The organism is Shewanella halifaxensis HAW-EB4 (assembly GCF_000019185.1).
Lineage (GTDB): Bacteria > Pseudomonadota > Gammaproteobacteria > Enterobacterales > Shewanellaceae > Shewanella > Shewanella halifaxensis.
Window position 1 is genome coordinate 2,005,148 of sequence record NC_010334.1, and the last position, 16,199, is coordinate 2,021,346.

A 16,199-nucleotide genomic window follows, 5' to 3' on the forward strand; every position below is an offset into this window, starting at 1 on the left:
TAAGAATATCAACTAGCTCAGATGGTGAGCGGTTTGTTTTTTGCTACAGAGCTTTTACTTACTCGCTTGTTGCATCTGTTCGTTAGCCGGGCGCAGTGTATTGAACTCAGTGCCTTTGAAATAGCCGGGCCAGTCGTGGTTATTACCTAATACCGAAGCGGCTTGGTAGAAGATGGCCAGATCTTCAAGTGCCCCTGATAGATCCCAATCTTCACGATACTCATCGCAGACGTTGTGATAGCAACCTTTCATTTTCAGTTTCATCTGTGCCTTGTATTGTGCGGTGGTCTCATCTACGGGCTCACTGCCGCCACCGGCAAATACCGCTGGTATACCTTCTTTGGCAAAACTGAAATGATCGGAGCGGAAAAATCCACCGGATTCAGGGTATTTCTCGCGTTTAGCGGTGCGGTTTTGTGTCTTGAGGGCATCCACTAGATAGTTTTCTAGTTCAGATTTTCCTTTGCCTACAATGGTGTAATCTGTGGTACGACCGTAAACATTGGTGCTGTCTAAGTTAAATACCGCCACACTTTTATCGAGTGGATAGATAGGATTTGCAGCGTAATAGCGAGAACCTAACAGGCCTTGTTCTTCGCCTGTAGTGGCGATAAAGGTCACCGAGCGAGCAAGAGGATGACCATTTTTAGCTTGCTCAGCAAACTGGCGCGCAATTTCCAATATACCGGCGGTCCCTGAGGCATTATCTAACGCACCGTTGTAGATCTGGTCGCCATTTTTGCTGGCATCTACACCAATATGATCCCAATGAGCGGTAAACAGAATATGTTCATCTGGACGGCTACTACCGGGTAAGGTGGCTACCACATTGTAGCTATTGGCATACTCAGTCTTATTCTCAAAGGTAATCGATGCGGTTTGGTTGAGTGGTAGATTGATGGCGCTGGCCGCTGCACGGTCAGAAAGGGTCACTAATGATAAACCTGATTTATCAAATAGCTCTGTCGCGACATCATAGCTGATCCAACCTTCGACTTTGACCCGTTCTTTTTGCTCGTTTGCGCTGCGAACCAAATCTTGTTGAGCGCCAGTCCAGCTGTTTTCCACGACAGACCAAGGATATGAGGCTGGTTTGGTATCGTGAATAATAATCGCACCGAGGGCTCCTTGGCGGCTCGCTTCTTCAAACTTATAGTTCCAGCGGCCATAGTAGGTCATGGCTTTACCGTTAAACTTGCCTGAATCTTGCCGTGCAAAGCCTGGATCATTGACGAGGATCACCGCTATTTTGCCGCGCATATCTATGTCTTGATAATCATTCCATTGGTACTCTGGTGCATTAATGCCGTATCCGACAAATACCAGCGGTGCCTCGTTGATATCGACCCTTGCAATATCATGGCGACTGCCTAACACCACATTTTTTCGGTGCTCTAATTGCTGTTCGCCTAAGCGAATAGTCTGCAATTCCGATGCGGTATAGCTCACCATTGGTACAGTCTGGAGGTAATCTTGGCCGTTAGGTTTTTTAAGTCCCATTTTCGCGAAGGCAGCACTTAAGTAGTCCAGCGTCAGTTGCTCCCCCTTGGTGGTCGGGGCGCGACCTTCAAACTCATCTGAAGCGAGGGTTTTAATATCTTGACGGAAACGGTTTTCATCGAAGCGGACGTCGCTTGGGTCGTTAATATTGCCTGAGTGTTGGCTGCAAGCACTCAGCATGGCGAGTGCGCAAAGAGGTAAAATTGAACGCATAAATTGGTCCTATTATTGTTGTTTTGGGCTATTTTTAGCGATTATGGAGCAAAATTTATCAACTGTTAGACATGATGATGGAAAGTAGTCCCCAGTGACAAGAAGGTTTGGTAAGAATCTGGTTGCAAAAGTGTTACTTAATATTGCGTGGTTAATTAACAATGAGGAATATGATTTTATTCAAATGTAGAAGGTAAACTCTATAGCTCGTTAGGCCTATATAGACTAAAGGTTCCCACTACATTTGAAAACGTAATTAGTTATACCAATCACATGTTTAGTACTATTGGGATTATATGATGTCGATATCGCCAGCGCAGTTAAAAATATGATTTGGCCTAAAGGGTTCCTTTTCGATATCGGCAAGCGTACTCACACCGCTGGTTACCAAAATGGTTTCTAGTCCTGCTTGGAAGCCTGCAAGAATATCTGTACGCATGTTATCACCAATGATCAGTGTATTATCTGAATGGGCACCAATATGGTTTAGTGCCGATCGAATAATCCAAGAACTAGGTTTACCCACATAGAAAGGCTTTTTCCCGCTGATGCGTTCAATAGGCGCACATAATGCCCCACAAGCAGGGCTGAAAGATGGGCCATGGGTATCGGGGTTGGTGGCAATAAAGCGTGCACCTTCACTGACAAATTTCGCAGCCTTATGGATCATGTCCCAGTTGTAGGAGCGAGTTTCGCCGACAATAACAAAGTCTGGGTTGATATCGGTGATGGTAAAGCCTGCTTTATACAGCTCGTGAGTTAATGCGCCTTCGCCAATCACAAAGGCCTTAGTCCCTTGTTGATGTTTAAGAAAGTCAGCCGTTGCCATAGCCGCGGTATAAAAGCATTCTTCAGGAACATTGAGTCCTGCAGCGCCGAGTCTATTTTGCAGATCTTTGCCTGTTTGGACTGGATAGTTGGTCAAAACAACAAGGGGGTTTCCTTGTTCGAGTATACGGTGAATAAACTTATCACTACCAGGAATAAGCTGATTGTTGTGCAGTAAAACTCCATCGATATCGCAAATAACATTTTTCATTTGACTCTCTTACTTCATATTAGTTTGCCGCATAAGTGACCTTTATCTAATGCTAAATGGAGAGGAAAAACAATGCTTTTGGGTATCAATTTAGATAAAAATTTTTTACCGTTTAAATTGAAAGTTTTGTAGCATTTTGTGAGGAACTGTTGAGTGTTAATCTCAGGAAATAGATTTGGTAAAGACCGCTTAGAGATATTGTAAAATAAGCCTAAACATTTATTCGCTGCTATTTTGTTGACCTTGTTGGTTTTTGGGATATTGTGTAGTGAGTCACTGGTGAACGGGTTTAAGTGATTGCTAGATGGTTGCTTTGTCGGTGTTAGCTTTTTGGCTAGCGGCTTGTAGTACAGTCATATAAATAGAATCAGCGATACTCTTATGGAAAAGATCATTGCGTTTATTGTTTTTATTGGAATGTCATTCTATTCATGCTCGGCTAATCAGCTGAGTTTTCTCCTTTCATAAAAATTCAGAAATTTAGTCAGGGACAAGCAATCTTGGCTCTGATAGAGGATAAAACCCTCGATGCTGAGTTCAAACGCCAACAATTAAACCGTCTTATCTCTAAAGATCAAGCTGAGCAAGATGCCTATTATGCCTTTGCTTACTATCGGATATTACATGATATTGAGCTCTCTAGTGGTGAGCCTCAGCGTGCAGAGCAAGCCCTAGAAAGTATGGAGGCCGTTGGAAAGTCAAAGCAACAAGGGTGGTTGATTGCTGAGTCTAAGATGTGGCAGGCGACTTTTGCGGCGAAGCAGAGTCGCTTTGATGATGGTTTAGCACTGGTTGATGAGTCGATACGCTTGTCAACACTGGCAAGTTTTCACCATCTCACGGGACGAGCCTATAACACTAAGGCCGCGCTCTACTACTTCCAAGATCAGTACCATGTCGCACTTGAGTATTATTTAAAAGCCCTAGATATTTTTAGATTACAGCCAGCCGACCCTTATGTTAGCAAGGTGCTATCTAATGTAGCGATTATCTATGTCGATTTAGAACAGTGGGATAAAGCTTGGGAGTCAAATAACGAGGCTCTGGCACATGTTGACCAATATGGTGGTAGCTATGAGCAGTTCAGTGCCTTTAGTAACAATGCCGCATTTATATTAGAGCGATTAGGTAGGGTTAGAGAGAGTGAGCCTTATTTAATTGCCGCACGAAAAAACGCTGAATTAAGTGGAAATTTGCGAGTGATAATGAACGCTAAAACTTCTTGGGCTCATTTCTTTTTCTCTACAGAGCAATATCAGCAGGCCGTGGATGTCGGACGAGAGTGCATTGCAATTTCCTCATCTAATCAATACCCACTGTTTGAAAGTGACTGTAGTCGAATAGTGGCAAAGGCTTTAGTTAAGCTGGGTCGAGTCGATGAGGCTTTGTTATCACTTGCATATAGCGAGGCCCTGTATAAGCAGATAGGAGTACGCTCCGGTTTAGCTGATACGTTCAATACATACGCACTGGCTTATGAGGCAATCGGTGATTACAAAGCGGCGCTGAACTATCAGCGCAAAGCGAGTGAAGAAGATAAAGCCTTACTGTTTGATAGGCGGGCAAAGTTAAGCCTTAATCTTAGTCAAAGTTATCAACAGAAGTATCGGCAGCAAGAACTCGCAGTGTTAACGGCTGAAAATGATGCCCACGAAGCCCGTCTTGCGGAGCAGCATCTTCGTGAAAAGTTTCTGTTCTTTGTTATTCTCGTCGCCATCATCTCCATTTCCCTGTTGATTAAAAAACGCTATGGATTGGAAAACGATAATAAGAATTTACAAAGCTCTAATCGTGAGCTTTATAAACAGTCCAACCTCGACAGCTTAACGGGCCTATATAACCGCCGTTATTTCTTAGACTATTTAGCACAGCAAGGACAACTGCCAACACTCCAAAATATGAGAATGTGTTTAGCGATTATCGATATTGATCATTTTAAGAGGGTCAATGACACCTATGGCCATGACGTGGGTGATGAGGTATTGGTTAGAGTCGGGCAACTGATCCAGAGCAACATTCGTGAAGATGACCTACTTATTCGCTGGGGTGGCGAAGAGTTTATCTTGTTGCTTAGCTGGCCTGACGTTTCCTGTCCTCAATCTGTGCGAGCACTATCGAACCATTTTGAACGTATTCGTCAGGCTGTAGCTGATGCCATCATTGAGGTGCAAGAGCAGCAACTGCACTTGACGGTTTCGGTTGGGGTGGGGCAGCCATTAGATGCGCGAACCTTAGTCGAGTCTTGGCAGTTTGTGCTTGATTGTGCCGATAAGGCGCTCTATCTCGCTAAGAGGCAAGGACGCAATTGTGTGGTACTCGCTAAGGAAGCATCGTTCACATAGGGAAGTGATTGAAGATCAATAATAAAGTAATAGTGCTTTAGCTAGCTTCGGGACAAAGTTTGTATTGACCAGCTTTTATTCAGCTTTTAGTCTGTAAGCTGAAGGAATAAGCGTGAAATAAAAATAAGGAAGATAATGAATACCAAACATGAGCTCAAGTCAGCCGTAGCATCTATCGCTCTACTGTTAGGAATGTCATCACCGTTAGTGGCGGCAGAAGCTCCCACACCTGGCTATAACAACAAGATCCCCGATAGCATTATGACTCCCAGTCAGGTTGAGACAAGTATTGGCACATTGAAGTTCCATGATGGTGCGCCGAGTGTTGAAACTAGCCGCAAAATCTATGACAACCTTAATACTATTCGTGCTACCGAAACCTTTTTAAATGCGATCCCTATGGCTTCGGTGGAAGCACTGCGGATTGGACATGAAAATCTTGGGATCACTCAATCAAACCAAGTGCTACTGTTTAATAAATTGATGGACTCAAATCCACTCTTCTTAACGGGCAATACCGACACGGTTTACGCCTCAGCATTTTTAGATCTCGAGCGTGACGGACCGACAGTGGTTGAGGTGCCTGTAGGAATGGGCCCTACAACCGTTAACGATGCTTTTTTTCGCTTTGTAACCGATATGGGAATTGTTGGCCCAGATAAAGGTAAAGGTGGTAAGTACCTGATTTTACCTCCAGGGTACAAAGGCGAAGTGCCAAATGGCTACTTTGTTTCTGAGTCAACGAGTTATACCAACTGGTTTATTGCACGAGGATTTTTAAAAGACGGTAAGACTGACTCTGCAGTCCAAGCGTTTAAACAGCATCTTAAAATCTACCCACTTGCTAAAAAGAGCACGCAGCCGAAGATGGTGTTTAAGTCTGGAAGTGGGCTGGAGTTTAATACGGTTCATGCCAATGATTTTCATTTCTTCAAAGAGATCCAGCCTGTGCTTGAGAAGGAGCCAGTGTCATTTATCGACCCTGAACTTCGCGGCTTGATGGCGAGTATTGGTATTCAAAAGGGTAAGCCTTTTTCGCCAGATGAACACATGACAACGCTACTGACTGACGGCGTTGCAATCGGTAATGCCACTGCAAGAGCGTTGATGTTCCAGCCAAGAGATGAAGCGGCCTATATTTACCCTGGTCGACTTTGGAAAACCGCCTTTATTGGCGGTGATTATCGTTGGTTAATCGATGATGGCGAGGGCGGGCGTAATTTAGATGCCCGTACTTACTTCTTCTATATGGCGACCGTGAATACACCAGCAATGGCGCTTAAGCTTATTGGCAAGGGGTCTCAATATGCCATGTTGGACAAGTCAAAAGATTCGGCGTACCTGAACGGCAGCAAGAACTATAAAATGAATATTCCTGCCAATGTACCCGCAAAGAACTTCTGGTCGGTGGTCGCTTACGATACGCAAACTCGCTCGGAGTTGCAGACGGGGCAGCCGTTCCCAAGTCGTAATAATCAGCGCGATAATTTAACGCAAAACGCCGATGGTTCAGTGGATATTTACTTCGGTCCAAAAGCTCCAGAGGGGAAAGAAAGTAACTGGATCCAAACGGTACCCAATAAAGGCTGGTTTATCTTATTGCGTCTCTATGGTCCCTTGGAACCTTGGTTTGATAAGAGCTGGCAACCCGGTGATATTGTCGAAGTTAAGTAGTTAAGTAGTTAAGTAGCTAAGTAGAAGAGCTAACAAGGTTTTAAAGGCTGAACACTACGCGATAAAGCTTAAGCTTTAACTCTTAACGCCTAAAAACTAAACCCCAAGTTGTAGTGTCAACTTGGGGTTATTTTCAAGGCGTATGTTTAATGGGTAACGCCGAGACAGAGGCTTTATCAACAATAAATTGCTTGTTCTAAGATTTTGTCTGAGAGCTACAAATCATTTTTTGATGGTATGCCGTGAGCTGAATTGAGTAACAGTTCTGCTAAATCATTATTATCCATCGCTTCACCATTTAGCATGCGTGCCAGTACTTCACTACCAAACAGTTGTGGTGACAATAAAACATCAGGTTGAACCCTCTGAATTTTAGATAAATTCTTACTGTCGTTGACTATGATGACTGTTTTAGCATTAGCGCTTAAATCTTTAGCCGATAATACGATAAAGGCATTATCAGCATCATTATCCGTTAGCGCTAAAATAGCACGGCACTGCTCTAAACCAGCCTGTTTTAGCACGGCGGTATCGCTGCTGTCGCCGGAGATAATATCAAATTTCCCCTCCAGACTTTGCTCAATTATTTCAAACTCATCACTGGGTCTTACCGTGATAATTGTGACGGCTAATCCGCGCTGATGCAGTTTAATAATGGTATTTGTCGCCATGGCGGAAGTACCACAAACAATAAAGTGATCGGCTCTTTTCATAGTGTGCTTTTTTCCCTGTATAAGTTTGCTTAAACCATCTCTAATGAAAGGCCCAAAAATAGTGCTTACGGATGTGGCAAATACTGCAATTCCGGCAATAATCATCGAAATAGTAAAAAGTCTTGCGGTCTCAGTCACGGGTAGGATATCGCCATAACCAACAGTGGTCATGGTTACCATGGAAAAATAAAATGCCATACTCAAGTCGGTTATTTTGGGCGAAAACCCGTCACCAAAATACAAGCTGCCGTATGTCGAGTAGATGATTAGAATGACAAAACTAATCACAGAGACAATCCCCGCTGCGGTTGCACTGCTGCGGTTGAAATCACGACTTTGGAGCAATAATAAGATAATGCTGAAGCTACAGAAAACGATATTTAGCAGAAGATTAGGGTAATAATGTACAGTAAAAACTAAGGTCGTTAGGAGCAGTACAAGGCTCATAACCCAAGCGATACGTGCACGAAACAGTAAACCGATAGAGTTCAGCAGTAAAAACACCCCAAGCATGAACCAAGGTGCATTAGTGAGTACTGTAAAATTAATATCTGCCAGGTGTGGGATTTGCTTCGGACTAAACACCTGAGCCGACATTCCGTAAACAGTTTTAAATATCAACAAGCTATTAAGTAGTACAGTGATAGCACTGAGCTTGTAACGCTGATGCTGCCATATCAGCAGACTTTTATGACGCCACTCATTGAATGTTATCAAAACGAACTCAGCCTAGGTTGTCTAAAAGATTATCGCATATGTTACATATATGTGCCGTGCGCGGTGTTATCGTAATAGCTTTGTGTACGATTATAGAATAAATGTCTGAATTTGCAGGTTTAGTTTCTTAATTAGATTAATCTTACCAGATTAACAGATGTTTTCACCGTTTAAAATGGAGCGGTCATACTTAATCAAAAGCTGGTAAGCCTTATACCAATCAATATAAAGATTTGGTCGCTCAGCGAGAGTTTAGCGGTTATGAGGCAAGGTCATTAATTGCTCCTCGGTAACTGCTCCTGCGTTACTCTACCTCCTATATCCATATAGTCGTGCATTAATGACATTCACAACATCCATGTTGCTTGCAACGAGTGAAGAGCATAGTTGTTCTACGGTTAAGCTCCCTCTTGTTCCTTAAGAGTCACAGCATCAGAGCCGCTAAAACTCGCCATTCTGGAGCGCTTTTGGCTACCTACTTCTGCGTTGAATAGCTTCACAAGGGAATAACCATTCTTTCAGTTATTCGCCTTGAATTAGTTTGCCAAAAACGCTCTGAGTAGATCAACTTCTTATACTGATTGGTATTAGTCTCGCGCAGATTTAAAAATCTGGAACAAGAAAGGCACCCATAGGTGCCTTTCTTACGAAGCTACATTTTCTGAAACAGATTAGTCCGCAGCGTAACCATTGATTGCTAATACTTGGCCATCAAGCTGGGCAACGCCATCAACCATTTCGAGTCGGTTTTGACTGAACCATTTAACTACTAGTGGGTAAATGGCATGCTCTTGCTCATGAACACGTTCAGCTAATGTATCTGCGGTGTCGTCTTCATAAACTGGCACTTTAGCTTGTAAGATGACAGGGCCAGCATCGAGCTCAGGCGTCACAAAGTGCACGCTTGCGCCGTGCTCTGTATCTTTTGCGTCAATAGCACGCTGATGAGTGTGTAATCCTGTGTATTTAGGCAAGAGAGAAGGGTGGATGTTAACCATCTTGCCTTCAAAACGCTGAACGAATTCATCACTTAAAATACGCATAAAGCCAGCCAACACGATAAGATCGGGTTGGTACTTTTCAATCGCATTCAGTAGTCTTGCGTCGTACTCTTGTCTTGTTTCGCCTGTGTGAGCTATCACGCAGCTGGTATCAATCTCATTTTGGTGGGCGCGAACCAATCCATAGGCATCGGGCTTATTACTGATCACTCCAACCACATCGGCTTGCAGGTTATCATCACAGCCATCGATAATGGCTTGTAAATTACTGCCATTACCTGAAATTAATACTAAAACGCGACAACTCTGGGGCATTACAGGATCTCCACTTGCTCTTCTTCGCCGTTACGCTTGGCAATGTTTCCGATTAACCATGCGTTCTCGCCTTCTGTTTTTAGCAACGCTAAGGCTGAATCGACTTTATCTGCTGGTAGGGCGATAACCATACCAACGCCGCAGTTGAAGGTGCGGTACATTTCAAATTCAGAAATGTTGCCGTTTTCCATCAACCAGTTAAATACAACAGGCCACTGCCAAGAGTCGCTGTTAACCACCGCTTTGCAATCTTCAGGTAGTACGCGTGGGATATTCTCCCAGAATCCACCACCTGTAATATGCGACATTGCGTGAACATCATGTTGTTCAAGCAATTTAAGCAGTGACTTTACATAAATTTTTGTAGGTTCTAATAGATGATCTATTAGTGGCTTACCAGCAAGTTCGAGTTCAGGGTCTGCCTTGCTCACTTCTAATACCTTACGGATAAGTGAGAAACCATTTGAATGAGGACCGCTTGAAGCAAGCGCGATAAGTGCATCACCGTCTTGCACCTTAGTGCCGTCGATGATCTCTTCTTTTTCTACTACGCCGACGCAGAATCCTGCTAGGTCATAGTCGTCGCCTTCATACATGCCTGGCATTTCAGCCGTTTCACCGCCGATAAGTGCACAGCCTGATTGCACACAGCCTTCAGCGATCCCTTTAACAACGGCAGTAGCAACTTCAACATCGAGTTTGCCTGTCGCGTAGTAGTCAAGGAAGAACAGAGGCTCTGCACCAGAAACGATGAGATCATTTGAACACATGGCGACTAGGTCGATACCAACGTTATCGTGCTTTTTAAAGTCGATAGCAAGGCGTAGCTTAGTGCCAACACCATCAGTACCAGAAACCAGTACTGGATGCTTATACTTAGTTGGTAGCTCACAAAGGGCACCAAAACCACCTAAGTTGCCCATAACTTCTGGACGGCGGGTACGTTTTACTGCTGACTTGATGTTGTTAACTAGTGCATTTCCGGCATCAATATCAACGCCTGCATCTTTATAGCTTAGTGGGGTAGTAGGAGTGCTCACGGAGATCCTCTTCGGGTACGGGTATAGATTGTTATAGGATTTTATGCGGCGTCATTCTATCAGCTTGTGGGTAGCGTCGAAAGCTAAGTTTTTCAATAAACTTAGCGACAGAGCTCACGATTTACCGCCTTTTTGAAACTTTAAGTTTGCCTGCGCGGACAAATCTACTAAAATCGTTAAAATTTACCGTGAAAAATACGTTAGAAAATCAGGAGAACAAGATGAAAGTCGTTGAAGTTAAACATCCTTTAGTCCGTCATAAAATTGGATTAATGCGCGAAGGTAACATCAGTACCAAACGTTTTCGCGAATTAGCGGCAGAAGTGGGCAGTTTACTAACATATGAAGCAACGGCTGACTTTGAAACTGAAAAGGTCACTATCGATGGTTGGAATGGTCCTGTTGAAATTGAACAGATCAAGGGTAAGAAGGTCACTGTAGTGCCTATCTTACGTGCCGGTCTTGGTATGATGGATGGCGTTTTAGAGCACGTTCCTAGTGCGCGTATCTCTGTTGTTGGTATTTACCGTGACGAAGAGACTCTTGAGCCAGTTCCATACTTTGAAAAGCTAGCCAGTGACATGCCTTCACGTATTGCGTTAGTGGTTGACCCAATGCTTGCGACGGGTGGTTCGATGATCTCTACAATCGACCTGCTAAAAGAGCGCGGCTGTACAGCGATTAAAGCGCTAGTACTTGTTGCTGCGCCAGAAGGTGTTGCAGCTCTAGAGAAAGCGCATCCAGACATTGAGCTTTATACTGCGTCTATCGATGACTGCCTAAATGAGCAAGGTTATATCTTGCCAGGTCTTGGTGATGCGGGTGATAAGATTTTCGGTACTAAATAAACTTTAGTCAAAATCGTATTGTAAAAAAAGGAGCCAAATGGCTCCTTTTTTTTGTTTTCATCTTTCCTAGCGCTTAGCCTAGAAACTAGTTAAGAACTTCTAGTTAAGAACTTAAAGCACCATGGCTGCAGCCCAGCCAAATACCAGCAGTGGAATGTTGTAGTGGATAAAGGTTGGGATAACGCTGTCTTTCATATGGTCATGCTGACCATCGGCATTAAGACCCGCGGTTGGACCTAAAGTTGAGTCTGATGCTGGCGAGCCCGCATCACCTAATGCTGCAGCTGTGCCCACTAATGCTATTGTGGCTGGTACAGAGAAGCCAAAACTCAGTGCTAATGGCACATAGATAGTGGCAATAATTGGAATTGTTGAAAATGATGATCCAATTCCCATGGTGATTAACAGTCCAACAATCAGCATCAAGAAGGCCGCAAGCGCTTTATTATCTCCAATAATATCGCTTAGGGAAGTAACTAAGTTCATCACGTCACCAGTTTCTTTTACCACGGCAGCAAAGCCGGCTGCTGAGATCATGATAAAACCGATATTAGCCATCATGCGCACGCCTTGGTTAAATACATCCTGATCGGCGACATGCTTTAGCGCACCAGAGAAGCTAAAGATAATAAAACCAATTAATGCACCAAAGATCATCGAGCCAGTAAAAAGCTGCGTCGCTAAGGTTGAAAGCACTGCAATGACAGCGATAACGATATTACGCTTGTTGAGCCCTTCTTCAGGCTCCGCTTGCAGGATTAACTCTTCTTTATACTCTCGTGGTTTGCGGTAAGTGACAAATACCGCGAAAAGCAGACCTGTAATCATCCCCAAAGCCGGTAGCAGCATCGCAGGAGGGATCTGCGCTAGGTTCGCATTCAGACCGTTACTATTAAGGTTTGCTAACAAAATATCATTTAGGAAAATACCGCCAAAGCCGACAGGTAGGATCATATAAGTTGTAACTAAACCAAATGTAAGCACACAGGCCACTAACCGTCGGTCTAGATGCAGTTTAGACATCACATGCAGTAGTGGCGGGATTAAAATGGGGATAAACGCGATATGAATAGGTAGCACGTTTTGAGAAGAGACTGCCATCGCCAAAATTGAAAGTAATAGCATCCAGCGCACTCGGTTTAAGTTGCTAGGAGACTGCTCTTTACCAAGAGACTTGATTACTTTCTGTGAGATCAATGTTGTTAGGCCTGAGTGGGACAAGGCAACTGCAAACGCACCAAGCAAAGCATAACTTAACGCAATTTGTGCGCCGCCACCAAGCCCTGTATTAAAGGCGTCAACAGTATTTTGCAAGCTCATGCCGCCGACAAGACCTGCAACCAATGCACTAATTGTAAGTGCGATAACAACGTTAACTCGCGCAAGGCTTAAGCCAAGCATCAGGCAAACGGATATGACAACAGCATTCATAATATGATTAATCTATTTCTTATATTTGAAGTTGCGACCATTTTTGCCTGTTAACCTGCAAGATGTCCAGCATCCAAGCATGATATCTTGAATTCAATTGAAGTTGTGAATTAGCTGTAGCTTAATATGCAAACAAAGTGTAAATATCAACACCAGAAATAGGGCTAAGTTGACAGAATAGCTCAATATTGAATCATCATTAAAAAAGTGATATTGATATCAAATAGCTTGTATGCAGAAAAACACTGCCTATAATGCCTTAAGATTTAAACGAAACAGCGTTTTTAGCAATCCATAGATGGAGAAATAAAATGAGCGTATTAGTTGGCCGTCCGGCCCCTGATTTTACTGCTGCTGCAGTACTAGGTAATGGTGAGATTATTGATACCTTTAACCTGTCTGAAGCAATTAAAGGAAAGACTGCCGTAGTATTCTTCTACCCATTAGATTTTACTTTCGTGTGCCCATCAGAGTTAATTGCTTTTGATCACCGCATGGACGAGTTCAAGAAGCGTGGCGTTGAAGTTATCGGTGTTTCAATCGATTCTCAGTTTACTCATAACGCATGGCGTAACACGCCAGTAGACAAGGGTGGAATTGGGCAAGTTCAATATACGCTAGTTGCTGATGTTAAGCATGAGATCTGTAAAGCATACGATGTTGAGCATCCAGAAGCGGGAGTTGCATTCCGTGGTTCATTCCTTATCGACAAAGAAGGTCAGGTTCGCCACCAAGTGGTTAACGATCTACCACTTGGTCGTAACGTAGACGAAATGATCCGTATGGTTGATGCACTTCACTTCCATGAAGAGCACGGTGATGTATGTCCTGCGGGTTGGGAAAAAGGGGACAAAGGTATGGACGCAAGCCCAGAAGGCGTTGCTTCTTACCTGACTGATAATGCAAACAACTTATAATTTGTTATAAATTCTTTGTTGTTAAAGTAAAAAAGCTGCGTATATCGCAGCTTTTTTGTTTGTTCCGTATGTACTGCTATTCATTGGTATCGGGAAGTGGAAAACTAGCTCTAAAATACGGCTAAAAAAAAGACGAACATAAATACTCTGTTCGCCATTTTAATCGCTTTGTATCAGAACTATTTGTGCACAGTCTGAAACCATCGCCTTATGAAAGCTTAAGACTCAATCGTTTCTTGAGGTTCCACTTCTTCAACTTCAACTTCTACTTCTACTTCATCAGCAATAAAAGGCCAACCACCTAGGGCTTTCCAGCGGTTTACAATTAAGCAAAATAGCTCAGCAGTACGCTCTGTATCATATAGGGCTGAGTGTGCTTCACGATTATCGAAGGCTATTCCCGCCATAGCACAGGCTTTTGCCAGCACGGTGTGTCCAATTGCTAAACCTGCAAGAGCAGCTGTATCAAAGGTTGCAAATGGATGAAACGGCGTGCGCTTAAGCGCATTACGCTCAATAGCTTGAGTCACAAAGCCATGATCGAAGGCTGCGTTGTGAGCAACAATAATACTGCGATGACAGCCTGCGGCTTTTTGCGCTTTTTTAACCTCTTTAAAGATCTCTAAGAATGCTTCTTTTTCACTGACGGCACCACGAAGAGGGCTGGTTGGGTCGATACCTGTAAATGCTAAGGCCTCAGGCTCAAGGTTTGACCCTTCGAACGGCTCAATATTAAAATGTAATGTCTTATCAAGACTGAGAACACCTTCATCGTCCATCTTTAACATACTGACAGCGATTTCTAATAGCGCATCAGTTTTTGCGTTAAAACCTGCGGTTTCAACATCAATGACCACTGGGAAATACCCTCTAAAGCGGTTTTTCAATAAATTAGGGTCGAAAGTGTCTGTCATTAAAATTTCCCAAAAATGTGCAAGTGACTATTATGCTGCAACTGATAATCACTGTCATGTGCGTTTGCTTGTTTTATAGGCTAAAGAAAGGTAAATCTTTGCCGATAGAGAGTAGTGATACGAATTTAGAGAGTTAATTTATGCGGCTTTGGCTAATTTTAACATCATTATTGTTGCTACCTTTTTCTGTAAATGCAGATTTGAGGCAATATGTGGCTTCTTTAGAAGAGTCGCAGTGGCGGCTGAGCGGTAATAATCCGGTGATGTGTCGTCTTGAACATGACATCCCCTCTTATGGCAAAGCGGTATTTACCAGTTATGCAGGCAAAGATCATAACCTGAATTTTAGCCTCGATATGTGGGTTAAGCCGGATCAGGTAACTCAGGCTAAATTAATGAGCATGGCGCCCGCTTGGCGCCCTGGTATATTGTCGAAAGAGATCACTGAACTGACCTATCAAAAGTACTTTAGCGGTGAAGTTCCGCGTAACGCTGCTTGGTCTATGTTAGCCGAGCTTGAAAGTGGCATGCAGCCGACATTTTACTATGCCGATTGGTATAACGAATCGAATAAAATAGCGGTCGGACTTTCAGCGGTGAACTTTAGACGTCAATACTCCGAATTTAAGTCTTGTTTAGCTTCGTTGTTACCATATTCCTTTGAAGATATTGCCTTTACGGTATTAACTTATGAATCAGGTGGCACAGAACTTACTCGCTATGCCAAGTCACAGATCGCCAAAGTGCAAGAGTATTTAGCCTATGATAAGAATGTCGACTTGGTACTGATTGATGCCTACACAGATAGTTATGGTGGTCGCAGTGCTAACCAAAGGGTTTCAGAGCAGCGTGCTGATTCAGTAAAAGAGTTATTTGTTGCAAGTGGTATTGGTCAAAACCGCATTCACACATTGGGCCATGGTGAAAGAAGACATGTGGCATCGAATCAAACGATAGATGAACGTTCTCGTAATCGCCGGGTTGTGATTAGAATTAGTAAACCGTTATAACAGGGTCGACGCTTGACAATAGCCTAGCTTAATCGCTGGGCTTTTTTACGGACAAAATTTGATGAGCAAAATAGATTTCGCCAAATTCAAGATAAAAAAAAGCTCGCTTACATGGTAAGCGAGCCGCAAAAATAAATCATTGCAATCAACAAATTGAAGGAAGGAAGTCAAGCATAAGAACCAGGGATATAACTTCCGTGGATAACCACTGAAGTTTAAGAGTTCTTTGTTTCCGAATCTGCTAGGCAGACACTTCCTGAAAACGAGACGAATTATAGGCTTGGTGTTCATGGCTGACAAACTAGAATAATTAGTATTTAACATTAGTTTTGCTAATGCATGGTGGTTGTTGGTTTGCTGACAAAAGATGCTAAGCACCCTAATATTGCGGGGTTTGTCACGTTTCGCGTTGAGTTTTACATGATATTTAATTCATCTATGCTGCTAAATTGTTAACGGTTGCTAAGTCTAATTAGTAAAAACAATTTTGAAACAAACTTTGCGATGTATTTTTTTAGTTTGTAT

At 43.2% G+C, this 16,199-nt stretch carries 12 protein-coding genes; 5 read left to right on the forward strand and 7 right to left on the reverse strand.

Features of this window, described 5'->3' with window-relative positions; translation table 11 throughout:
- Positions 1-54 precede the first annotated feature (54 nt).
- Both SHAL_RS08665 and SHAL_RS08670 read right to left on the reverse strand, forming a co-directional pair.
- Positions 55-1,713, reverse strand: a complete 1,659-nt coding sequence (locus tag SHAL_RS08665; RefSeq protein ID WP_012276778.1) for a M28 family metallopeptidase — start codon at positions 1,711-1,713, stop codon at positions 55-57.
- A gap of 292 nt (positions 1,714-2,005) precedes the next feature.
- Positions 2,006-2,752, reverse strand: a complete 747-nt coding sequence (locus SHAL_RS08670) for an HAD-IIA family hydrolase (RefSeq protein ID WP_012276779.1) — start codon at positions 2,750-2,752, stop codon at positions 2,006-2,008.
- A 500-nt stretch (positions 2,753-3,252) separates the two neighbouring features.
- Here SHAL_RS08670 and SHAL_RS08675 point away from each other — a divergent pair, with 500 nt between their 5' ends.
- Both SHAL_RS08675 and SHAL_RS08680 read left to right on the forward strand, forming a co-directional pair.
- Positions 3,253-5,094, forward strand: a complete 1,842-nt coding sequence (locus SHAL_RS08675) for a tetratricopeptide repeat-containing diguanylate cyclase (RefSeq protein WP_012276780.1) — start codon at positions 3,253-3,255, stop codon at positions 5,092-5,094.
- A 135-nt stretch (positions 5,095-5,229) separates the two neighbouring features.
- Positions 5,230-6,768, forward strand: coding sequence for a DUF1254 domain-containing protein (locus SHAL_RS08680; protein WP_012276781.1), 1,539 nt, complete (start codon positions 5,230-5,232; stop codon positions 6,766-6,768).
- A 215-nt stretch (positions 6,769-6,983) separates the two neighbouring features.
- Here SHAL_RS08680 and kch read toward each other — a convergent pair whose 3' ends face one another.
- The 3 genes from kch to purM form a co-directional block, all read right to left on the reverse strand.
- Complete coding sequence (gene kch / locus SHAL_RS08685; RefSeq protein WP_049763872.1) at positions 6,984-8,198, reverse strand: voltage-gated potassium channel protein; 1,215 nt, start codon at positions 8,196-8,198, stop codon at positions 6,984-6,986.
- Between the two features lie 671 nt (positions 8,199-8,869).
- A complete protein-coding gene (gene purN / locus SHAL_RS08690) occupies positions 8,870-9,514 on the reverse strand; it encodes a phosphoribosylglycinamide formyltransferase (protein ID WP_012276783.1) in 645 nt (214 codons plus the stop codon).
- Positions 9,514-10,554 carry a phosphoribosylformylglycinamidine cyclo-ligase gene (purM, locus tag SHAL_RS08695; protein WP_012276784.1) on the reverse strand — a complete coding sequence of 347 codons (1,041 nt, stop codon included), beginning with the start codon at positions 10,552-10,554 and terminating at the stop codon, positions 9,514-9,516. Before purM ends, purN begins: the two co-directional genes overlap by 1 nt.
- Before the next feature lie 221 nt (positions 10,555-10,775).
- Here purM and upp point away from each other — a divergent pair, with 221 nt between their 5' ends.
- Positions 10,776-11,402, forward strand: coding sequence for a uracil phosphoribosyltransferase (gene upp, locus SHAL_RS08700; RefSeq protein ID WP_012155802.1), 627 nt, complete (start codon positions 10,776-10,778; stop codon positions 11,400-11,402).
- A gap of 111 nt (positions 11,403-11,513) precedes the next feature.
- Here the strand turns inward: upp and SHAL_RS08705 are convergent, their stop codons facing one another.
- Entirely contained in the window at positions 11,514-12,833 is a 1,320-nt protein-coding gene (locus tag SHAL_RS08705) for a Na+/H+ antiporter family protein (protein ID WP_012276785.1), read from the reverse strand.
- Between the two features lie 311 nt (positions 12,834-13,144).
- Here SHAL_RS08705 and SHAL_RS08710 point away from each other — a divergent pair, with 311 nt between their 5' ends.
- Positions 13,145-13,750 carry a peroxiredoxin gene (locus tag SHAL_RS08710; RefSeq protein ID WP_012276786.1) on the forward strand — a complete coding sequence of 202 codons (606 nt, stop codon included), beginning with the start codon at positions 13,145-13,147 and terminating at the stop codon, positions 13,748-13,750.
- Positions 13,751-13,968: 218 nt separating this feature from the next.
- On the opposite strand, the gene rnt is transcribed toward SHAL_RS08710, so the two are convergent.
- Positions 13,969-14,664, reverse strand: a complete 696-nt coding sequence (rnt, locus tag SHAL_RS08715; RefSeq protein ID WP_012276787.1) for a ribonuclease T — start codon at positions 14,662-14,664, stop codon at positions 13,969-13,971.
- 140 nt (positions 14,665-14,804) lie between these two features.
- On the opposite strand from rnt, the gene SHAL_RS08720 reads away from it, so the two are divergent.
- Positions 14,805-15,674 (forward strand): flagellar protein MotY, encoded by an 870-nt coding sequence (locus SHAL_RS08720; RefSeq protein ID WP_012276788.1) that lies wholly within the window; start codon positions 14,805-14,807, stop codon positions 15,672-15,674.
- The last annotated feature ends 525 nt before the right edge of the window (positions 15,675-16,199 follow it).